This window comes from Bacillus aerius, from assembly GCF_029894105.1.
GTDB classification, from domain to species: domain Bacteria; phylum Bacillota; class Bacilli; order Bacillales; family Bacillaceae; genus Bacillus; species Bacillus altitudinis.
The window spans coordinates 3,362,816-3,384,785 of record NZ_JARYHO010000001.1 but is presented as its reverse complement, the minus strand read 5'-3'; the positions used below and the strand labels follow the sequence as shown (position 1 = coordinate 3,384,785).

Here is a 21,970-nt window from a genome sequence, read left to right as displayed (position 1 = left end):
GAATATTCGGGTTTTCATAAAAAAGAAGTCGATTTCCCAAAAAAAACTTTTACATTTTACTCAAAAACCGTGTACAATGAGATGGTGAAAACATCGAATGGAAATAGATTGGAGAGGATTTCGCTGATGAAACATTTACCTGAGCAAGACGCACAAGTATTCAAAGCAATTCAACTAGAGCGGAAACGCCAGCAGGACAAAATCGAATTAATTGCATCAGAAAACTTCGTAAGCGAAGCAGTCATGGAAGCGCAGGGCTCTGTCTTAACAAACAAATATGCAGAAGGTTACCCTGGTAAACGCTACTATGGCGGCTGTGAACATGTAGACGTTGTAGAAGATATCGCACGTGACCGCGCAAAAGAAATTTTTGGCGCTGAGTATGTGAACGTACAGCCTCACTCAGGAGCTCAAGCGAATATGGCCGTATACTTTACAATCCTTGAGCATGGCGATACAGTGCTAGGCATGAACTTATCACATGGCGGGCATTTAACACATGGAAGCCCTGTAAACTTTAGCGGCGTACAGTACAACTTTGTAGAATACGGTGTAGATAAAGAAACACAACATATCGACTACCAAGATGTGCTTGAAAAAGCACGTGAGCATAAGCCGAAACTAATCGTAGCGGGGGCAAGTGCTTACCCACGTCAAATTGATTTCAAAAAGTTCCGTGAAATTGCCGATGAAGTCGGTGCTTACTTTATGGTGGACATGGCTCACATCGCGGGTCTTGTTGCAGCAGGTCTTCATCCAAATCCAGTTCCTTACGCTGATTTTGTGACAACGACAACTCACAAAACATTGCGCGGACCTCGCGGCGGAATGATTCTATGCCGTGAAGAGTTTGGTAAAAAGATCGACAAATCGATCTTCCCTGGTATTCAAGGTGGACCACTCATGCATGTGATCTCTGCAAAAGCTGTTTCTTTCGGTGAAGTATTGAACGGAGATTTCAAAACATATGCACAAAACGTGATTGATAACGCAAAACAACTAGCTGAAACACTTTTATCTGAGGATATTCAGCTTGTATCTGGTGGAACAGATAACCATCTTGTTCTCATCGACTTGCGCTCTCTTGGCATTACGGGGAAAATTGCAGAAAATGTTCTTGATGAAATTGGTATCACGGTGAACAAAAATGCAATTCCATATGATCCAGAGAAACCATTTGTTACTAGTGGTGTACGTGTAGGTACAGCAGCAGTGACAAGCCGTGGCTTCGATCAAGAAGCGATGAAAGAAGTCGGTTCCATTATTGCGCTTGCTCTGAAACATCATGAAGATGAAGCGAAATTAGAAGAGGCGAAAAAGCGTGTATCTGATCTGACAGCTCGTTTCCCTCTATATCAAGAATTAGATTATTAAGATGCAGACCCATTTGCCTATTTTTGGCATGTGGGTTTTTTTTTGTAGGATTTGCGAATCATATTGAAAGATGATGTCTTTTTATGTAGAATTGTAGGAAGTGTGCAAAGTTCACCGGAAGATGACAGAAAAGGAGTTGTAGCAAGCAATGGCAAAGGTTTATGTATTTGATCACCCGCTTATTCAGCACAAACTTACATATATTCGTGACGTTCATACAGGAACAAAAGAATTTAGAGAGCTAGTGGATGAAGTCGCAACATTAATGGCATTTGAAATCACAAGAGACTTACCGCTTGAAGAGGTAGATGTAGAAACACCTGTACAAGTCGCTAAATCAAACGTGATCTCAGGTAAAAAACTCGGAGTTGTGCCGATTTTAAGAGCAGGTCTTGGAATGGTAGACGGGATTTTGAAACTCATTCCAGCTGCCAAAGTGGGACATGTCGGTTTATACCGTGATCCGAAGACATTAAAGCCTGTTGAATATTATGTGAAGCTTCCATCTGATGTGGAAGAGCGTGAATTTATCGTAGTAGACCCAATGCTTGCAACGGGCGGATCAGCAGTAGAAGCATTAAACAGCTTGAAAAAACGCGGTGCGAAAAACATCCGCTTCATGTGTCTGATTGCTGCGCCAGAAGGTGTAGAAGAAATGCAAAAACATCATCCAGATGTTGATATCTACATTGCAGCATTAGATGAGAAGTTAAACGAAAAAGGTTACATCATCCCAGGTCTTGGTGATGCTGGTGACCGTATGTATGGAACAAAATAAGAATGATTCATGAAAAGCCCACATGCAAACGTGCATGTGGGCTTTTTTGAAAAATATGACAAACGGTTGATATCGTTCTTAGAAAAATCAATGTATACTGAACATTAGCAGTTTTTTTGAATGAATGTCACAACTCTCCTAAAGTTTGATGAAATTGTGAACATTTTGTGTGCTCTCTCATTATAGAAAAGTTTTTTAACTTTCAACGGATTGACACATCATAGACGCTATTGTATGCTAAACGAGGGTATTATGGTAAGGTTTTCATAGCCTATAGCACTCTACTAATCCTCATTGTGAACCCTTTAATAATCAGGGTTTGTATCAGCGAATGAAGCAGAATCCCATAGATCTAAAGATTTCAAGTCTGATTGCACAATTAGACCGATGGGTGATTGATTTTTTTCAAACAGGACGGCTTATCATAAGCGTCTTCTACGCAGTTTTCATCACCATTTATCACCTTTTTTACAATATTTTTCATCGGGAGTCAGATGAATGAACGATCCAAACGTCATTTTCCGCAGACAGAGTAAATATATGTTCTATTTATTGGCAATTTTTGTGTTTGGCTATGCCATGCCTGGTTTTAAACCACTGTTTCTTGGTTTCATTATCGGCACAATTTTTGCTTTCTTTAATTTATTCCTGCTTATTCGGAGAATGCATGCTTTTGATCGAGCAGTTAAAAAAGGAAAATCTATTCGTTCAATGGGAAGTACAGCCAGGTGGGCCAACGCAATTCTCGCAGTAGCGATTGCTTGGCGTTACCCTAACGAAGTTCATCTGGCAGGTGTTGTTATAGGATTAATGACAATATATCCTGTCATTATGATAGATTCCTTCATTCAACTTAAACGTTCTACTATGGAAGAGAGGTGAATACTCTTTGGGTCACAGTTCAAAAACTACAGAATTTTTAGGGTTAACGTTCAACTTATCCAATGTTCTCATGATTACGATTGCTAGTATCATCGTTCTTCTCATAGCGGTGCTGACTACTCGTGTTCTGGCTATTCGTCCGACAAAGGCGCAGAACTTCATGGAATGGATTGTTGATTTTGTTCGAAATATCATAGGTAGTTCGATGGACATGAAAACAGGAGCCCCATTTCTAGCGCTTGGCGTTACATTACTCATGTACATATTTGTTTCAAACATGCTTGGACTGCCATTCTCGATTACGGTCGATCACAATTTATGGTGGAAATCACCAACTGCTGATCCTGCAATCACAATGACACTAGCGGTTATGGTCATGGGATTGACACACTACTATGGTGTTAAAGCAAAAGGAGTCAAGGAATATACAAAAGACTACTTTAGACCAATCCCACTTTTAGTACCGCTGAAAATCATTGAAGAATTTGCAAACACGTTAACACTTGGTTTGCGTCTTTATGGAAATATTTTCGCTGGAGAGATTCTTCTTGGTTTACTTGCAGGACTTGCAACTAATTTCTACACGCAAAACATTGCACTAGGTATTGTTGGTACATTAGGTGCCATCGTGCCAATGATTGTATGGCAGGCATTCAGTTTGTTTGTCGGAACCATCCAGGCATTTATCTTCACCATGCTGACAATGGTGTATATCTCCCATAAAGTCAGCGACGAACACTAAAAAATTGAGAGTCCAAAATGGACGTTATTTTAAAGGAGGAGCTTTTTAATGAATTTAATAGCAGCAGCAATTGCAATCGGTTTAGGAGCACTAGGAGCAGGTATTGGTAACGGTCTAATCGTATCTAAAACAGTTGAAGGAATCGCTCGTCAGCCAGAAGCTGGTAGAGAACTAAGAACACTTATGTTCATCGGGGTAGCTTTAGTTGAGGCACTTCCAATTATCGCTGTCGTTATCGCATTCTTGGCATTCTTTGGTTAATATGTGAGAAGCGTTCTAATATGAATTTTAATGGCGAAGATCAGATTAGTTCGAAACTTCGCCATTCCTTTATGTTTTGTTTCTTAACATATTATTTAAAGAAGGGAGTTGCCGTACTAAATGTCTCAGTTACCAGTGGTTTTAGGAGCAGGGGGCTTAAGTTTTAACGCTGGGGATATGTTGTTCCAGCTAATCGCTATGCTCATCCTGCTTGCACTTTTAAAGAAATTTGCGCTTAAGCCTTTATTAGGGATTATGAAACAGCGTGAAGATTATATAGGAAATGAAATTTCAAGTGCTGAAGAAAAGCACGTTCAAGCTGAAAAGCTTCTTGAAGAACAACGTGTCTTATTGAAAGAAGCACGCGAAGAATCACATACACTCATCGAAAATGCGAAAAAGATTGGTGAGAAACAAAAAGAAGACATCATTCAAGCAGCACGTCAAGAATCAGAACGCTTGAAAGAGTCTGCTAGAACTGAAATCGTGAAAGAAAAAGAACAAGCTGTGGCTGCACTGCGCGAGCAAGTTGCATCACTTTCTGTATTAATTGCTTCTAAAGTGATTGAAAAAGAACTTGATGAGCAAGCACAAGAGAAATTGATCCAAGAGTATCTTAAAGAGGCAGGCGAAAGCCGATGAGCGTGACTATTGTCTCTAAGCGTTACGCTTCTGCTCTTTTTGACATCGTTCTTGCTTCTTCGGCAGTAGACGAAACTGAAAAAGAGCTGAATGAGATCAAAAAAGTTCTCAAGGCTGACCAAGAATTAAATGACTTTCTTGTTCATCCGAAGATTACGGCAGACAAAAAGAAACATCTGATTGCAGAAGCTTTCAAAGGTGTTTCGACATATGTTTTGCACACAATGTATTTACTGATTGACCGCGGACGCACGAATATTTTTCCTGAAATGGCGTCTGAGTTTGTGAAACTTGCAAACCGTACGAAACAAATAGACGATGCGATCGTGTATTCAGTGAAACCGCTCAGCGGAGCTGAAATTCAATCTTTATCTGAAGTATTTGCCAAAAAAGCCGGAGTCACATCACTGCGTGTAGAAAACGTGATTGACAAGGATCTAATAGGCGGAGTGAAAATCCGTATCGGAAACCGCATTTATGACGGCAGTGTCAGCGGAAAGCTTTCCCGCATTGAACGTCAGCTTGCAGGCGAAAATCGTTAGAAGGGGTGAAACCTTAGTGAGTATCAAAGCTGAAGAGATTAGCGCGCTGATAAAGCAGCAAATCCAAAACTATCAATCTGAAATTGAAGTAAAAGATGTCGGTACAGTCATTCAAGTAGGGGACGGTATCGCGCGTGTACATGGCCTTGACAACATTATGGCAGGAGAGCTTGTTGAGTTCTCTAACGGTGTAATGGGTATGGCTCAAAACCTTGAGGAGTCTAACGTAGGTATCGTAATCTTAGGACCTTACAAAGATATCCGTGAAGGTGACGACGTAAAACGTACAGGTCGTATCATGGAGGTTCCAGTAGGAGAAGAGTTAATCGGACGTATTGTGAACCCACTTGGTCAGCCTGTTGATGGACTAGGTCCAATTTTAACAAGCAAAACACGTCCAATCGAAAGTGAAGCACCAGGCGTTATGGATCGTAAATCGGTACATGAGCCGCTTCAAACGGGAATTAAAGCAATTGATGCCTTGATTCCAATCGGACGCGGACAGCGTGAATTGATCATTGGGGACCGTCAAACAGGTAAAACATCTGTTGCAATCGATACGATCCTGAACCAAAAAGATCAAGACATGATCTGTATCTATGTAGCGATCGGACAAAAAGAATCAACTGTTCGTGGTGTTGTTGAAACACTTCGTAAGCATGGTGCGCTTGACTACACAATCGTTGTCACAGCTTCTGCATCACAGCCAGCCCCACTTCTTTACCTTGCTCCTTATGCAGGTGTAACGATGGGTGAGGAATTCATGTATAACGGCAAGCATGTGCTTGTTGTGTATGATGACCTTTCTAAACAAGCGGCAGCTTACCGTGAGCTTTCATTATTGCTTCGTCGTCCTCCAGGTCGTGAAGCATTCCCTGGTGATGTTTTCTATCTTCACTCTCGTTTATTAGAGCGTGCAGCGAAGCTTAGTGATGAAAAGGGTGGCGGTTCTATCACAGCATTGCCTTTCGTAGAAACGCAAGCTGGTGATATCTCTGCATATATCCCAACAAACGTTATCTCAATCACAGATGGACAGATCTTCTTACAATCTGACCTCTTCTTCTCAGGCGTACGTCCAGCGGTAAACGCAGGATTGTCTGTATCTCGTGTAGGTGGTTCTGCACAAATCAAAGCGATGAAAAAGGTAGCAGGTACACTTCGTCTGGATCTTGCTTCTTATCGTGAGCTTGAAGCATTCGCTCAGTTTGGATCTGATCTAGACCAAGCGACTCAAGCCAAATTAAACCGTGGTGCTAGAACAGTTGAAGTCTTAAAACAAGACTTGAACAAGCCGCTGAAAGTTGAAAAACAAGTAGCGATTCTTTATGCACTGACAAGAGGATACTTAGATGATGTAGCGATTGCTGATGTCAAACGCTTTGAAGCTGAGTTATTCATGTACATTGAAGAAAACCATAAAGACTTGTTTGACACAATCTCTCAAACAGGAAACATGCCTGCTGATGAAGAGTGGAAAGCAGCGATCGAAGGCTTTAAACGTACGTTTGCACCAAGCAACTAATTAGTAATCTTTCCGAGAGAAAAAGATTCTCTTTTTCTCTCTTTTCACGTAAATGAACACGGATTCCTGAAAAAAGGTGGTGAAATCTTTGGCCTCATTACGCGATATTAAGTCAAGGATCACGTCAACAAAAAAATCGAGTCAGATCACAAAAGCGATGCAAATGGTATCAGCTGCGAAACTGAATCGTGCTGAAAATAATGCGAAGTCCTTTGTTCCTTATATGGAGAAAATCCAAGAAGTCGTTGCGGCAATCGCAACTGGAACAAGTGCTAAGCACCCAATGCTTCTTTCAAGACCTGTTAAGAAAACAGGGTATCTCGTCATTACATCTGATCGAGGACTTGCAGGACCTTTTAACAGCTCGATTTTACGTGCCGCTTACCAAGCCATTCAATCTCGACATCAATCTGCTGATGAATATGCGGTGATTGTGATTGGTAAAATCGGACGCGACTTCTTCAAAAAGCGTGGTATTCCAGTTATTTCTGAAGTCACAGGGCTTGGAGACGAAGTAGCGTTTGCTGATATTAAAGAATTAGCAAGCAGTACAGTACAAATGTTCTCTGATGAAGCGTTTGATGAGCTTTACATGTTCTATAACCATTTCGTCAGTGCCATTTCACAAGAAGTAACAGAGAAAAAATTATTGCCGCTAACGGACCTTTCGGCCGCAGCGACACCAAATAAACGTTCCGCATCTTATGAGTTTGAGCCTTCTGAAGAAGAAATTCTTGAAGTTCTCCTTCCTCAATATGCAGAGAGTTTGATTTTCGGTGCGCTTCTTGACAGCAAAGCAAGTGAACATGCTGCAAGGATGACAGCAATGAAGAGTGCAACAGACAACGCAAAAGAATTGATCGACAGCCTGACACTCTCTTACAACCGTGCTCGTCAAGCAGCGATTACACAAGAGATTACAGAAATTGTCGGCGGAGCAGCTGCCTTAGAATAGAAATAATTGTCAGGAGGGAATGCAATGAAAACAGGACGCATCAGTCAGATCATGGGACCAGTCGTAGACGTTCGTTTTGAAGACGGTCACTTGCCTGAGATTTATAATGCGATCAAAGTTTCGCATAAAGCGGAAAGCGAAAGTGAAGTTGATATCGACTTAACTTTAGAAGTAGCACTACATTTAGGTGATGATACAGTGAGAACCATCGCAATGGCATCAACAGACGGTGTGAAGCGCGGTATGGAAGCTGTAGACCTTGGAAAACCAATTTCAGTACCAGTTGGTAACGTAACACTTGGACGTGTATTCAACGTACTGGGAGATAACATTGACTTAGATGAGCCACTTGGTGTGGAAGCGCAAAGAGACCCAATCCACAGACAAGCGCCTTCTTTTGATCAACTTTCTACAGAAGTTGAAATTCTTGAAACAGGTATCAAAGTTGTTGACCTTCTTGCTCCTTACATCAAAGGTGGAAAGATCGGTCTATTCGGTGGAGCCGGTGTTGGTAAAACCGTTCTGATTCAAGAATTGATCAACAACATCGCACAAGAACACGGCGGTATTTCTGTATTCGCTGGTGTTGGAGAGCGTACACGTGAAGGAAATGACCTTTACTACGAAATGAAAGATTCTGGCGTTATCGAAAAAACAGCGATGGTCTTCGGCCAAATGAACGAGCCACCAGGTGCACGTATGCGTGTAGCTCTAACTGGTTTGACAATGGCAGAGCATTTCCGTGATGAACAAGGTCAAGACGTATTGTTCTTCATCGATAACATCTATCGTTTTACACAAGCAGGTTCTGAAGTATCAGCCCTTCTTGGACGTATGCCTTCAGCGGTAGGTTATCAGCCAACTCTTGCAACAGAAATGGGTCAGCTTCAAGAGCGTATCACGTCTACAAACGTAGGATCGGTTACATCGATTCAAGCGATCTATGTACCTGCGGATGACTATACAGATCCAGCTCCAGCTACAACGTTCGCTCACCTTGATGCAACGACAAACCTTGAGCGTAAGTTGACAGAGATGGGGATTTACCCAGCGGTAGATCCACTTGCTTCAACATCTCGTGCCCTTGCACCTGAGATTGTTGGCGAAGAGCATTATGCGATCGCGCGTGAAGTTCAGCAAACATTGCAGCGTTATAAAGAATTGCAAGATATCATTGCCATTTTAGGTATGGATGAATTATCTGAGGACGATAAGCTTGTGGTACACAGAGCTCGTCGTGTTCAATTCTTCCTATCTCAAAACTTCCACGTAGCAGAACAGTTCACTGGCCAAAAAGGTTCTTATGTGCCATTACAAGAAACTGTTAAAGGCTTCAAGGAAATCTTATCTGGTAAATACGATCACCTTCCAGAAGATGCATTCCGCTTAGTCGGCCGCATTGAAGAAGTGGTTGAAAAAGCCAAAGAGATGGGTGTAGAGGCCTAATCTGGTCCTTAGGAGGGTAAAAGCATGAAGACCGTTCAAGTCAATATCGTTACTCCCGACGGCCCAGTGTATGAAGCGGATGTGGAAATGGTCAGTGTAAGAGCAGAAAGCGGTGAGCTTGGGATTTTAGCTGGCCACGTTCCAATGGTTGCTCCGCTAAAAATCGGTGCAGTTCGCTTAAAACATAGTGGATCAACTGAATTGGTTGCAGTAAGCGGTGGATTTGTTGAAGTTCGCCCCGAAAAAGTAACCATTCTTGCTCAGGCTGCTGAAACATCAGACAAAGTTGATGTAGATCGTGCAAAATCAGCGAAACAGCGTGCTGAAGAGCATTTGAACCACCCGAATGAAAGTGATGTACGCAGGGCGGAACTCGCATTAAAACGGGCATTAAACCGTTTAAATGTAGCAGGGAAATAAAACAGAAAATCCTTCTTATCACTGTGATAAGAAGGATTTTTTTTAGGATGACATGAGAGATTGATACATCGACACATAAGGATGAGATGCTTGCTTTTCTAGATATAACTGCTCGCAAAATTGCGTACTGCAATGCCATGTTTTATTGTTTCTGCGTAAGCCAAGCGTATATTGGTGCGAAGAGTCCATATAAGGCCGCACGACCCAATCAGCATCTGAATGATGACGGATGATAACCTCTCCTAAATACACACTCATCATCGCTTCTAATGCATCTATTGGCATTTTCCACTCAGCAAAAAGCTGCTGACGGAAGGCATCGAAGTATAATGACTCTAACTGATAAAGGCTTTCCTCTGAGTAATCCAAAGAAATGTTATGAAAATGACACAATTGTGCTAATTCTTCTAGCTGTGTCTGTCTATAATCAAAGTAGAAAGCAATGGCTTCCCATTCATGTTCAAATGAGGGAACCAGTTCTCCGTACAAATCAACAAAGTCAGGAAAAGAATCTTTCAAATATGATCAGCTCCTTCCACCGCAGTATATCATCTCCTTCGCATCAGAATAAGAGGGGATTCACTCTAAATGTAGCTCTTTTTTCCAAATGATTCATCTTTCCGATTTTGGAGGATATAATGAAAGGGAGTTTTCCTTTACAGAAATCAATAAAAGGAGGATTCAAGTGTATGGAAGACGTAGGACAACAAGCAATTGTTAGTATTGTGATCCACCTATTTTTTATCGCCATTACGTGGTGGGCATTGCTTGCGGTGAATATCGATCCACTGATTAAAAAAGGAAAAATTATTCAAGCTAGATTGCTCATGATGCTGATCACGATTGCTATTGCATCGGCAGTCAGCAATTTCTTCCTTGATTATTTAAATTTCTCCAGACAAATCCCTTATATGTTTTAACATAAAAGGTTTGGTCACTGCCTTCTGCGGGAACGTAAAAAGAAGTGTCAAAAATATGGCCTTTGATGACTTTTCCACGTATGCATTGATCTCCTTGCGGCAACACTTGTAGCAAGGGGGAATGACAAGTGAGAAAGTATTTAAAAGGTTGGCCATTATTTGCATTTATTCTTTTTTTTGTTCTGATGATTCAAGGTGTTCGGGCGGAAGAAACGTCCACGCTCGCCCAAATAGCAGAAGGTATGAAAAACCAGCAAATCGAAGTAAGTGGATGGACGCTTCATGCCAAAACAAATATAGACATTTCATCCGAACAATTTTCAAAAAAAGTGAAACGTTTGAAAGACGAACTACGACAGTATGAGTGGACCGAAAAAAAAGAGAAACATATCACCAAAGTCACAGGAATTTACAAAGATGAAAAAAATGATACATTATCGAAAATTTTACTCGTGAAGACCGACACAAAATCAAACCAAAAGTCGTATTTATTATATGAGCAAAAAGGTGCTCACCCACTGAATACTTGGGAGCATACATATGATCAGTTCGTACGTCATGCAAAAAGCATATTACAAGAAAAATTTGTGATTTTTACTTGTCTCGATGGTCATGTAAATGGTATGATGGATGTTGTTTTGCAAAAAAAAGCTGAAATGATAGCAAATGAATTTCAAGCAAAACCTGTTGAGTATCTCGTTGAGTCTAATTTTGTGTCGCTTTCCGCTTACACAGAGAAGTGGGAACAGTTCATTATGACTTCAAATGATAAAATGAATGTTCAAATTGCCATCAGAAGTTCGGAAATGAACGAAAATCATACGATTACGGTTGGCACACCAATCGTAACGACTGAATATTAATATAGAGAATTTGGGACGCGGAGGGGAAGACCTTGGAAAAAATCATCGTCCGCGGCGGTCAAAAGTTAAACGGCACAGTTAAAGTAGAAGGCGCAAAAAATGCCGTTTTACCAGTTATCGCTGCATCTTTGTTAGCAAGTACAGAAAAAAGCGTAATTTGTGATGTACCTACGCTCTCCGATGTATATACAATCAATGAAGTGTTACGTCATTTAGGAGCAGAAGTACATTTTGAAAATAACGAAGTATCAGTAGATGCATCTCATGCACTAGAAACTGAGGCTCCGTTTGAGTACGTCCGTAAAATGAGAGCATCTGTGCTCGTCATGGGACCACTTTTAGCTAGAACAGGTCATGCAAGAGTTGCATTACCTGGTGGTTGTGCGATTGGTTCAAGACCAATTGATCAGCATTTAAAAGGCTTTGAAGCAATGGGAGCTAAAATTCAAGTAGGTAATGGTTTCATCGAGGCTGAAGTAAATGGCCGTTTAAAAGGTGCAAAAATCTATTTGGATTTCCCAAGTGTAGGGGCAACTGAAAACATCATCATGGCAGCAGCATTGGCTGAAGGAACGACGATTTTAGAAAACGTAGCAAAAGAACCTGAAATTGTTGATTTGGCAAACTACATCAATGCCATGGGCGGTAAGGTTCGCGGTGCTGGAACTGGTACAATCAAAATCGAAGGTGTAGAAACACTTCACGGTGCAAAACACAACATCATCCCTGACCGAATTGAAGCTGGTACGTTTATGGTGGCAGCAGCCATTACTGAAGGAAATGTTCTTGTAAAAGGCGCTGTGCCTGAGCACATGACTTCACTTGTGGCGAAAATGGAAGAAATGGGTATTCAGATCATTGAAGAAGAAGAAGGTTTAAGAGTCATTGGACCATCTGAGCTCAAGCCAATCGATCTAAAAACAATGCCGCATCCTGGTTTCCCGACGGATATGCAATCTCAGATGATGGCGCTATTGCTTCGTGCGAACGGAACAAGCATGATCACAGAAACTGTGTTTGAAAATCGTTTTATGCATGCTGAAGAATTCCGCCGCATGAATGGCGATATTAAAATTGAGGGTCGCTCTGTGATAATCAATGGACCTGTTCAACTTCAAGGTGCTGAAGTGGCAGCGACTGATTTAAGAGCAGGAGCAGCACTTGTACTTGCTGGATTAGTGGCAGAAGGTCATACACGTGTCACTGAATTGAAGCATATTGACCGTGGATATGTGAACTTCCACCAAAAACTAGCAGCAATCGGTGCAGACATTGAAAGAGTAAATGATGAATCAGCAGATGTGACACAAGAACAAGTTGTATCAGATCTAAACGCATAATCATAAAAGAAATCAGTGTGTCCATTTGGGCATGCTGATTTTTTTTTAGAATCATAGACTGGTTGCATTTTCAAAAGCTTATCATTAGTGTATCCAATCATTTTAAATTTTATTCATAAAGACGAACAGTAAATCAAATGATGAAGAGCACAAACATATCAGCAAAAGACTTGTCCAATGAATGAAAGAAGCTGTCATATTAGCTTGTCCTTGCCCATAGGATAAAAGAGATTCAATGACAAATGGGGGCAGCCAATATGAAACCAATGATATGGACAATCGCAGGAATTTGCATCATCATTTTAATGATTCCAACCTTACTCGTGTTGCCGACGTTCCAAGGAAAACCAGCAGCCAGCCAACACGTAGCAGCAGAACCATCAGTTAAAAAAGAAGTGAAAGGTTCAGTCAAATTGAAACAATCACCCGTCTCCATTCCCGTCTACCGTTCAGCGCATCAGCAGGTAGAAAACATCCCCTTAGAAGAGTATGTGATCGGTGTCGTCGCTTCTGAAATGCCAGCCGATTTTGAAATAGAGGCGCTCAAGGCACAGGCACTCGCCGCTAGAACGTATATCGTCAGACAAATGATCATTGATAAAACCGTCAAATCTCCACAGGGTTCTCTTGTAGATGACACTCAAATGTTCCAAGTGTACAAAAATAAACAGGAACTGAAGAAAATTTGGGGAAAAGCGTACAATTGGAAATTAAAAAAGGTCACAGAAGCTGTCGCGAGTACACAAGGGAAAGTACTGACGTATGACGAAAAACCAATTGATGCTTCCTTCTTTTCAACAAGTAATGGGAAAACCGAAAATGCAGAAGCTTATTGGAAAAATGAAATCCCTTATTTGAAAAGCGTCTCAAGCAAATGGGACGAAAAATCACCCAAATTCCAAAACAAGAAAACCATCACAGTGAGTGAATTTCAGCAAAAACTGGGTGTGACCCTTGGCCATCAGCAGGTGGGAGAAATTGTAGAACGAACACCAGGCAATCAAGTAGCAAAAGCCGTCATTAACGGAAAAACATTGACGGGCAGAGACATTCGCGAATCATTAGGATTGCACTCTGCAGACTTTATATGGGAACGAAAGGGTCAGCAAATCGTGATTACGACAAAAGGGTATGGCCATGGTGTGGGCATGAGTCAGTATGGTGCACATTATATGGCACAGTCAGGCAAAAAAGTAGAGGCGATCGTGAAACATTATTATCAAGGGATAAAAATTGAATCAGCTGATCGCTTTCTGAACACATATATGGCTAAGAAATAAAAGCAAAGGTGCCTCAAAATGGGGGCATCTTTTTTTTATGTGTGAAGAGGTTTGAACATAATGTGACAAATTGCGACTTAAGACGCACCTCAGGAAATCTTAAACATTTACATCCCGACAAGAACCGATGGCCGATACAAAGCCCCTCGAAAGAATGAGAAAACGTGGGTGACAAAAGAGTCGTTAGGTGAATATATCTAGACATCTGACAGAATTTTAGTGATTTTGATGAAAGAGAAAAAGGGATCGAGTCCTATACCATTCCAAGACAGAATATTTTACGATTAAGATGTTTCAATCAAATACATAAGGAGGAAGGAAAAGCATGTTGAAAAAAGTATTTACACTCGTAACCTTAGCTGTATTGACATTATCAATGTCAATCTCTTCACCAGTATTTGCAGAAGCAGCATCAGCCAAAAAACATAAGAAAGATGTAAGAGTGACGATCTTACTTGATGCAAGTGGAAGTATGGCAAGAAAAGTGGATGGAGAGCGCAAATTCGATTTAGCAAAACAAGAGGTATTTAAATTTGCTCAGTCTCTTCCGAAAGATGCTAAAATCCGTATGAGCTTGTTTGGGTCTGAAGGAAACAACAAAAACTCAGGTAAAGCCCAATCATGTGAAGTCATTAGAGGCGTTTATGGCGTTCAGCCTTATGAAAAGGATAGTTTCGAAAACTCTCTAAACGGTCTTGGACCAAATGGCTGGACACCGATTGCACGTGCTCTTGAAAGTGCAAAGCAAGCGGATAAGCAGCTTCATAAGGGAACAAAACACATTGTGTACTTAATTACTGATGGTGAAGAAACTTGTGGTGGAGATCCAGTGAAAGTAGCGAAAGAGCTTCATAACTCAAAGGGATCTACTGTAGTCAATGTGATTGGATTAGACTTTAACGATGGCTATGAAGGTCAATTGAAGCAAGTAGCTAAAGCTGGTAAAGGTCATTACTACCAAGCAAGCACTGGGAAAGAAATGGGTTCTATCCTTACAGCAGAATCATTAAAACTACACGAATAACTTGCTGAAGAAAAGGGAAACGATTGATTGATGCTTTCGTTTCTCTTTTTCTGTACAAATGAAAAAAAAGGGAGATTTTTTAATGAAAAGAAATATTATATTAACCATTTTAGCGAGTCTTGTTCTGCTTCTTTCTTCACCAGCTCATGCTGTAACGAAAAAGGAGCCTGCTCATGTGGTGATTTTACTTGATTTAAGCGGAAGCATGGCACAATCGGTTGAAGGCGAAAAGAAAATCGATATCGCAAAACGCTCGATCCAAAGTTTCGCCAGTATTTTATCAGAAGATACACAAGTCTTGCTTCGTGTTTTTGGTCATGAAGGAACGAATAAAAATGCAGGAAAAGCCGTTTCTTGTGCAAGTTCCGAAGCAGTTTATGGATTTGGAACATATGAGCAAGCAACCTTTCAACAAGCGCTAAATGTGTATGGTCCAACAGGCTGGACACCACTTGCCAAAGCATTAACTGATACGAAACAAGATTTTGAAGATCACCAAGCTGAAGGAAAAAATATTGTATATGTTGTCAGCGATGGTGAGGAAACATGTGGCGGAAGCCCATCACAAGCAGCGAAGCAGTTACATGAAGAAGGTATTGACACAATCGTCAATATCATTGGCTTCGATGTAAATGAAAAAGAAGCAAAAAGTCTAAAATCTGTTGCCAAAGCTGGTGGTGGACAATATCAACCAGCAGCAAATGCAGAAGAATTAAATCATATTCTTCAAAAAGAAGCGAACTCTTTTGGTCAATAGGATGTGAATAGACAGCTGGGGAGAAACCCCCAGCTGTTTTTTTATTAAGGATCAATTTAAAGTCGTTTCCAATTCATCAATCCGTTTCTCCACGTAGTGCTGATCTTTTCTTGCATGAAAGGTTTCGGCTTTTTCTAATATTGCGGTGGTATTGTATTCTGGAATCTGGGAATAGCTTTCGTAAACTCCTTTTGGTATTAACACGTTTCCTTCAGGCCAATAAACTGCGATATTTCCACGTTTCAGCTCTCCGAATTGAGCAACTCCTTGGTAGGATCCATATTGATTAAAAAGGACAACGGGATCGCCTTCTTGGACGTAAAGCTCTTTCGCATCTTCTTCATTCATCAAGATAGAATGCCGCTTTCCACCATTAAAGGCATCCTTTTCACTGTAAATCATAGAGTTGAATTGCTTGCCTCGTCTTGTCGTGATATTGAAATGCCCCTCAGTTTTTCGATATTGAGGCAGCTGTGCTGGGAGCAGGTGTCCTTTTCCATCCGGTGTTGGACACACCCCATCTTCGCAAAGCCATGCGCCACCCCATTGAAAGACATCCCCTTTATGACGCAAATGCTGGATCCCATCATAGTTCCGATTTGCGATGGCAATCTCACGGCGAATGTCTTCAGCATGGTCAAAATGAATCAGCTTCGCGTCTTCTGGGCGAACTCTTTTTGCTAGGTCAATATAAATGTCCCATTCAGCTCTAGCTTCTTCAATGCGAGGTCCTTCAATTTCCGGACTGAAATACACCATGCGTTCCGTACTGGTTGATGTACCGCCGCCTGGCTGTTCATATCTTGTCATTGCAGGCAGAACAATCACAGTCTCTTCTGCTTCTACCAGTGTAGAGGTGTTCAAAATAATATCTTGATGGACACGGAGTTCAAGTTCGGATAGTGCTTTTTCAATCGCTTCAGGATTTGGCATCGTTTCTAAAAAGTTTCCACCGCTAGTAAACAGCACCTTCAGCTTTTGCGGGTGTTCTTTTGGAAGAGCCATTTTTTCAAATGATTGCCCAATCGTGTCACCATGCCATTTTGGAATATCAAATCCCCATATCTTCTCGATTCTTTTAATATTCTCTTCATCAAAATCACTGCCGGGCAATACGAATGGATCGGCACCCATTTCGCCTGAGCCTTGGACACCGCTATGGCCACGAATAGGCATAACGCCACAATGTTTTCTGCCAATAAATCCGCGTAACATGGCAAGGTTTGCGACTTGAGATATATTATCAGTTGCAAAGCGATGCTGAGTGAGACCCATACTCCAAATAAACACCCCTGAATTGGCATTGGCAAGCAGTACAGCGAATTCCTTCATTCTTTCTTTAGATAAGCCTGACGATGCTTCGAGATCCGACCATTTTAACTGAGTGACATGCTGCTTTACATCTTTTATGCCGGTTGTATGTGCTTGGATAAATTCATGGTCAAGAGCGGAATGAGGCGCTTGCTCTTCCATTTCAAACCAATGTTTGATGACACCATTCATAAACGCAATATCGCCGCCTATATTGACTTGATAAAAATCATCCGCTATTTTTGTGCCGAATAAAGCACTTTCTGGAATAGAAGGGACCCAATATTTTTCCATTGCAGGCTCTTTATATGGATTGATGACAATGATCTTGGTTCCTTTCTTTTTAGCGGCGTACATATATTTAGTCGAAACCGGCTGGTTGTTTGCTGCAACAGAGCCCCAAAATATCAATACATCTGTTCCAATCCAATCAATGTAATTACAGCTGGATGCACCTATACCAAGGGAGCGTTTAAGAGCGGTTTTGCTTGGTGAATGGCAAATACGAGAAGCATTATCGATATGATTTGTTCCAATAAATCGCGCAGCTTTCGCCGCAGTATAGTACACTTCATTTGTAATCCCTCTAGCCGTTAAATAGAAAGCAAGCTGACGTTTATCAATTGATTTGATTTTAGCGGCGATTTGATCTAATGCATTATCCCAAGAAATGCGTGTAAAGGCATTCTCACCTTTTTTTCGAATCAGGGGATAAGGAATACGCCCAAGTTTTCGAAGAGACGTGCTATCCATTTGTTTGAGCCGCTCAATATCTTCGAACCATTTTGGATCAATAGCTGGCATTGTGTTAAGCCGTAGCACATTCAGTCTTGTAGTGCATATATGGGGTCCTGCTAGTGTTTGATCGTATAAACCTGATACACCAAGAGCACAGCCGTCACAAACGCCCTGAGTCAATATACGGTACGCATAAGGGAGATTATCTTTGTTCTCCCATGCCACTTTCATCGTGTCTCGAATGTGTTTCGGTTTTACTTTTCCGAGCCCCATAGGAGCAAAAGAGGCCCATAGCTTTGGTGAGGGTTTTTTGTTGAGTTTAATAGGCCCCTTGTGTTTTGTTTTTCCCATGATATCGTCACCCTCCTATCATTTTGTAAAGCGTTTTCATATCTAAAAATTACCTGTAGATTGTCATTCTGTCAAATTCATATTAAGAGCGGACCGTGACAGAAGAAGGAGCAGTAAGATTTGATTCACGAAGTTGTTTAATATCCTTCCGAATGAGAAGAGATATGATAAACGCAATGAAAAATAGGCCAGAGAAGACCATGAGACTTTGTGTGTAATTGCCTGTAATGTCACGAATAAAGGAGGAAAATAAAGGTCCTGCTAAACCAGCAGCGGCCCAAGCGGTGAGAATATAACCGTGTATGGCACCTAGCTGCTTCGTACCAAATAAATCTCCGATATAGGCTGGAATTGAAGCAAACCCTCCTCCGTAGCACGTATAAATGATCGCCATCACGATTGAAAAGATGAGCGGTTCTTTTAAGTAGGGAAGTAAGGGAAAAGCAATGAGCTGTATAGTAAAGAAAATCGTATACGTATTTGGCCTTCCGATATAATCAGAGAAGGATGCCCATCCGATCCGTCCTAGCCCATTAAAAGCACCTAAAATTCCAACAAGAGTAGCTGCTGCACCCGCCGTGAAACCAACACTTTCTTGAGCAAGCGGTGATGCTACAGAAATAATAGCAATTCCGCATGTGATATTAATAAAGAGCATGACCCACAAATAATAAAAACGCCGTGTTTTAATGGCTTCATTTGCGGTGAGCTGTGATAAATCTTGAGGAATTTTCCTTTGGCTTGTTTTTAGCACGTTAAATTGTTTGACATCATCAGGTGTTGGTGGTGATAAATAAAGAGATGAAACGACCATGATGATAAAATAAGAGATTCCGAGAATATAGAAGGTATTTGCAATATCAACTTTTTCAATGAGAAATTGAATAATGGGACTGCAAATTAGAGAAGCAAATCCAAAACCCATAATGGCTAAACCCGTTGCGAGTCCTCTTCGATCTGGAAACCATTTGACTAATGTTGATACTGGAGCAATATAGCCTACACCTAATCCGATTCCAGCGAGTACACCATAAAATAAATAGAGGAGAGGTAATGAAGACATGTGGACAGCAAACCCTGATCCAGTCATCCCAATGCCGAAGAAAATAGCTGAGAAGAGCCCTGATGCCCTCGGCCCATACTTTTCAACGAAATGCCCCATGAAGGCAGCTGATAAACCTAAAAATAAAATAGCGATGCTAAATGTCAGGCTTATTTCTGTTAATGACCATTGAAAGGTTTGATGTAAAGGATTCGTAAAAACACTCCATGCATAAACAGATCCGATAGATAAATGAATCCCCACAGCACTTGTAGCGATCAGCCAACGATTTTTTGTTTTATTCATTGTGTTCCCTCCATATAAAGCAAACAAAAAGTTTGATAAGATGGAAATATGTTACATTTTTATGACTTTTTAAAATAATATCACAATTCGTCTGGTTCATATAACTAAATTTGTGTTGAAAGGAAGATCAGATCATGAATCCTTCTGTTAAAACGAAACGACGCATACACCAATATCGCAAAGGTCAAATGACATGTAAAACAGATGAAGTTGTAGAAGAATTCCCTTTAACCGTGCTGGTGAATGGTGAAGAGTTTGTCACACTCGTTTGTTCACCCGATCATTTGAAAGAATTGGTAATCGGTTTTTTAGCTTCAGAAGGAGTCATTCGATTTGAAAAAGAGATTAAAAGGTTTACAATAGATGAAAGTATGGGTTTTGCATATGTTGACTTACATCACACAACTCAGTTCCAATCCTCAGATTTTACAAAACGAGTGATCGGATCTTGCTGTGGGAAAGGAAGACATTTTTATTTTCTCCAAGATGTGAAGACGGCAAAAACAGCCATTGACCGAATCAGTATTTCTGCTGAAACTTGTATTCATTTAATGAAATGTTTACAGGAGGAAAGTCAGTTATTTCAACATACTGGTGGTGTCCATAATGCTGGACTGTGTGATACTGAAAAGCTATTCATCACTAGGACGGATATAGGACGGCATAATGCGTTGGATAAAATCTATGGATATTGTTTACTTCATAAAATCCCACTGAGAGATAAAATCCTTGTATTTAGCGGCCGGATATCATCTGAAGTTCTCTTGAAGGCAGCAAAATTAGGAGTATCAATCGTCATATCAAAATCAGCTCCTACTGAGTTAGCACTTAAAATGGCAGAAGAATTAAATATAACAACAGTTGGATTCGTAAGAGGAGAATCTTTTAATATCTATACTCATCATCAGCGTATTACAGAATAGGAGGCTAAGTATGGTCAGTATTTTGGATAAAAGACATCGACCATTGCGCGATTTAAGAATATCCGTAACAGATCGCTGTAATTTTAGATGTACGTACTGTATGCCTGCTGAAATCTTTGGACCAGATTATCCTTTTTTAGATAAAGAAGAGCTGCTTAGCTTCGAGGAAATTGAACGACTTGCTGCGCTTTTTGCAAAGGAATTAGGTGTGGTGAAATTACGTATTACAGGCGGTGAACCTTTAATGCGTAAAGATTTGCCCGTTTTGATAGAAAAACTCGCAAAAATTCCAGGTATTGAAGACATCGCGATGACAACCAATGGAACGCTGTTACCTTTGTACGCAGATAAGCTAAAGAAAGCAGGTCTGAATAGAGTCACCATTAGTTTAGATTCTTTAAATCCAGATCGTTTTAAGCAGATGAATGGAAGACACATTTCTATCCAAAAAGTATTTGATGGGATAGAGGCTGCAAAAAAAGCTGGACTTGCTATTAAGATCAATATGGTTGTCCAAAAAGGTGTGAATGATCAAGATATCTTACCAATGGCAGCCTATTTTAAAAAAGAAGGACACATTCTACGATTTATTGAATTCATGGATGTTGGCAATACGAACAAATGGAATCTCAAGCATGTATTGACGAAAAAAGAGATTATGGAGCTAATTCATTCAAAATACCCTATCAAACCAGAACCTCCTCGATATCAAGGGGAAGTAGCCAAGCGTTATTTTTATGAGGATGGGTCAGGAGAGATTGGCATTATTTCTTCCGTTTCAGATGCTTTTTGTGGATCGTGTAATAGAGCTAGACTATCTGCACGTGGCGAATTATTCACCTGTCTTTTTGCATCATCGGGTTTTGATCTGAGACGATTCATCCGTAATTCAGAAAATGATGAATACCTAGTGAACATATTGAAGGAACTTTGGTCAAACAGACAGGATCAATATTCAGCTGAGAGAGAGCAAAAGAAAGATCAGAAAAAAGTTGAGATGTCCTACATCGGTGGGTAATGACAACAAAGTATCATGATCATCGATTTTTGAAAAGAAGAGAAAATGCTATAATCACTGTTGAAAATCTTCTTTTAACATCAGGACAATCTTTCCTATAAGGCTCGGCCCCATAAAAAAACAGCAGAGATTCTGCTGTTTTTTAAAATGCTATTTTGTACCTCAAAATTGACGGACTAAGGATGAAAAAGAGATTTTTATTCATTTTGTCCTGCTTTACATTGACAGGAACTATGCTAAGATCAAATCAATCTTTACCAACTCGATTTTTTCACTCCTGGAATCTGTCCTTTATAGGCAAGCTCACGAAAAGCAATTCGAGACATTTTAAATTTTCTCAAGTAACCTCTAGGACGGCCAGTTAATTCACAGCGGTTTTTTAAGCGAGTGGGTGAAGAGTCTCTAGGTAGTTTCTGCAAAGCTTCATAGTCACCTTTTTCTTTTAGCTCATTCCTTAATTGTGCATATTTCAAAACGAGCTGCTGCCGCTTTTTTTCTTTTGCTATTTTTGATTTCTTTGCCATTTAAAA

Annotated in this window: 23 protein-coding genes; 19 read left to right on the top strand and 4 right to left on the bottom strand. The window is 40.6% G+C overall.

Going from position 1 to position 21,970, the window contains the following annotated elements:
* The first annotated feature begins 126 nt into the window (after nucleotides 1–126).
* The 11 genes from glyA (at nucleotide 127) to M2353_RS17505 (ending at nucleotide 9,567) form a co-directional block, all read left to right on the top strand.
* Nucleotides 127–1,374 (top strand): serine hydroxymethyltransferase, encoded by a 1,248-nt coding sequence (gene glyA / locus M2353_RS17555; protein ID WP_024718755.1) that lies wholly within the window; start codon nucleotides 127–129, stop codon nucleotides 1,372–1,374.
* Nucleotides 1,375–1,522: 148 nt separating this feature from the next.
* Nucleotides 1,523–2,152: a uracil phosphoribosyltransferase gene (upp, locus tag M2353_RS17550; protein ID WP_003214553.1), complete on the top strand. Its 630-nt coding sequence runs from the start codon at nucleotides 1,523–1,525 to the stop codon at nucleotides 2,150–2,152.
* A gap of 498 nt (nucleotides 2,153–2,650) precedes the next feature.
* On the top strand, nucleotides 2,651–3,034 hold the full coding sequence (locus tag M2353_RS17545; RefSeq protein ID WP_007497639.1) for an ATP synthase subunit I: 384 nt from the start codon (nucleotides 2,651–2,653) through the stop codon (nucleotides 3,032–3,034).
* Between the two features lie 7 nt (nucleotides 3,035–3,041).
* Nucleotides 3,042–3,776, top strand: coding sequence for a F0F1 ATP synthase subunit A (atpB, locus tag M2353_RS17540; protein WP_284725806.1), 735 nt, complete (start codon nucleotides 3,042–3,044; stop codon nucleotides 3,774–3,776).
* Nucleotides 3,777–3,824: 48 nt separating this feature from the next.
* Nucleotides 3,825–4,037, top strand: coding sequence for a F0F1 ATP synthase subunit C (gene atpE, locus M2353_RS17535; protein WP_003214968.1), 213 nt, complete (start codon nucleotides 3,825–3,827; stop codon nucleotides 4,035–4,037).
* 120 nt (nucleotides 4,038–4,157) lie between these two features.
* On the top strand, nucleotides 4,158–4,679 hold the full coding sequence (gene atpF, locus M2353_RS17530) for a F0F1 ATP synthase subunit B (RefSeq protein WP_017360037.1): 522 nt from the start codon (nucleotides 4,158–4,160) through the stop codon (nucleotides 4,677–4,679).
* Entirely contained in the window at nucleotides 4,676–5,221 is a 546-nt protein-coding gene (locus tag M2353_RS17525) for a F0F1 ATP synthase subunit delta (RefSeq protein WP_007497632.1), read from the top strand. The genes atpF and M2353_RS17525 overlap by 4 nt, the downstream gene beginning before the upstream one ends.
* 16 nt (nucleotides 5,222–5,237) lie before the next feature.
* Complete coding sequence (gene atpA / locus M2353_RS17520; protein ID WP_008343398.1) at nucleotides 5,238–6,746, top strand: F0F1 ATP synthase subunit alpha; 1,509 nt, start codon at nucleotides 5,238–5,240, stop codon at nucleotides 6,744–6,746.
* A gap of 88 nt (nucleotides 6,747–6,834) precedes the next feature.
* Nucleotides 6,835–7,701, top strand: coding sequence for a F0F1 ATP synthase subunit gamma (locus M2353_RS17515; protein WP_007497628.1), 867 nt, complete (start codon nucleotides 6,835–6,837; stop codon nucleotides 7,699–7,701).
* Nucleotides 7,702–7,725: 24 nt separating this feature from the next.
* Entirely contained in the window at nucleotides 7,726–9,147 is a 1,422-nt protein-coding gene (gene atpD / locus M2353_RS17510) for a F0F1 ATP synthase subunit beta (RefSeq protein WP_008343395.1), read from the top strand.
* A gap of 24 nt (nucleotides 9,148–9,171) precedes the next feature.
* Entirely contained in the window at nucleotides 9,172–9,567 is a 396-nt protein-coding gene (locus M2353_RS17505) for a F0F1 ATP synthase subunit epsilon (protein WP_008343393.1), read from the top strand.
* 42 nt (nucleotides 9,568–9,609) lie between these two features.
* On the opposite strand, the gene M2353_RS17500 is transcribed toward M2353_RS17505, so the two are convergent.
* Nucleotides 9,610–10,086 carry a hypothetical protein gene (locus tag M2353_RS17500; RefSeq protein WP_035389791.1) on the bottom strand — a complete coding sequence of 159 codons (477 nt, stop codon included), beginning with the start codon at nucleotides 10,084–10,086 and terminating at the stop codon, nucleotides 9,610–9,612.
* 170 nt (nucleotides 10,087–10,256) lie between these two features.
* On the opposite strand from M2353_RS17500, the gene M2353_RS17495 reads away from it, so the two are divergent.
* From M2353_RS17495 to M2353_RS17470, 6 genes are all read left to right on the top strand, one after another.
* A complete protein-coding gene (locus M2353_RS17495) occupies nucleotides 10,257–10,487 on the top strand; it encodes a DUF1146 family protein (protein ID WP_025208130.1) in 231 nt (76 codons plus the stop codon).
* A 128-nt stretch (nucleotides 10,488–10,615) separates the two neighbouring features.
* Nucleotides 10,616–11,350, top strand: a complete 735-nt coding sequence (locus M2353_RS17490) for a YwmB family TATA-box binding protein (protein WP_284725805.1) — start codon at nucleotides 10,616–10,618, stop codon at nucleotides 11,348–11,350.
* A gap of 32 nt (nucleotides 11,351–11,382) precedes the next feature.
* Nucleotides 11,383–12,690, top strand: coding sequence for a UDP-N-acetylglucosamine 1-carboxyvinyltransferase (murA, locus tag M2353_RS17485; RefSeq protein ID WP_007497616.1), 1,308 nt, complete (start codon nucleotides 11,383–11,385; stop codon nucleotides 12,688–12,690).
* 257 nt (nucleotides 12,691–12,947) lie between these two features.
* Nucleotides 12,948–13,970, top strand: a complete 1,023-nt coding sequence (gene spoIID, locus M2353_RS17480) for a stage II sporulation protein D (protein WP_284725804.1) — start codon at nucleotides 12,948–12,950, stop codon at nucleotides 13,968–13,970.
* 325 nt (nucleotides 13,971–14,295) lie between these two features.
* Nucleotides 14,296–14,994, top strand: coding sequence for a VWA domain-containing protein (locus tag M2353_RS17475; RefSeq protein WP_008343379.1), 699 nt, complete (start codon nucleotides 14,296–14,298; stop codon nucleotides 14,992–14,994).
* An 82-nt stretch (nucleotides 14,995–15,076) separates the two neighbouring features.
* Entirely contained in the window at nucleotides 15,077–15,751 is a 675-nt protein-coding gene (locus M2353_RS17470) for a VWA domain-containing protein (RefSeq protein ID WP_039165296.1), read from the top strand.
* 51 nt (nucleotides 15,752–15,802) lie between these two features.
* Here M2353_RS17470 and M2353_RS17465 read toward each other — a convergent pair whose 3' ends face one another.
* A complete protein-coding gene (locus M2353_RS17465) occupies nucleotides 15,803–18,151 on the bottom strand; it encodes an FdhF/YdeP family oxidoreductase (protein ID WP_284725803.1) in 2,349 nt (782 codons plus the stop codon).
* A gap of 82 nt (nucleotides 18,152–18,233) precedes the next feature.
* The gene (locus M2353_RS17460; protein ID WP_025208127.1) at nucleotides 18,234–19,499 is read right to left on the bottom strand and encodes an L-lactate MFS transporter; all 1,266 of its coding nucleotides are present in this window, start codon (nucleotides 19,497–19,499) and stop codon (nucleotides 18,234–18,236) included.
* 134 nt (nucleotides 19,500–19,633) lie between these two features.
* Between M2353_RS17460 and fdhD the strand changes: the two genes are divergently transcribed.
* Both fdhD and moaA read left to right on the top strand, forming a co-directional pair.
* Nucleotides 19,634–20,422 (top strand): formate dehydrogenase accessory sulfurtransferase FdhD, encoded by a 789-nt coding sequence (fdhD, locus tag M2353_RS17455; RefSeq protein ID WP_024718748.1) that lies wholly within the window; start codon nucleotides 19,634–19,636, stop codon nucleotides 20,420–20,422.
* A 10-nt stretch (nucleotides 20,423–20,432) separates the two neighbouring features.
* A complete protein-coding gene (gene moaA, locus M2353_RS17450) occupies nucleotides 20,433–21,440 on the top strand; it encodes a GTP 3',8-cyclase MoaA (protein ID WP_017360030.1) in 1,008 nt (335 codons plus the stop codon).
* Nucleotides 21,441–21,694: 254 nt separating this feature from the next.
* Here the strand turns inward: moaA and rpsN are convergent, their stop codons facing one another.
* Nucleotides 21,695–21,964 (bottom strand): 30S ribosomal protein S14, encoded by a 270-nt coding sequence (gene rpsN, locus M2353_RS17445; protein WP_024718746.1) that lies wholly within the window; start codon nucleotides 21,962–21,964, stop codon nucleotides 21,695–21,697.
* Between the last annotated feature and the right edge of the window lie 6 nt (nucleotides 21,965–21,970).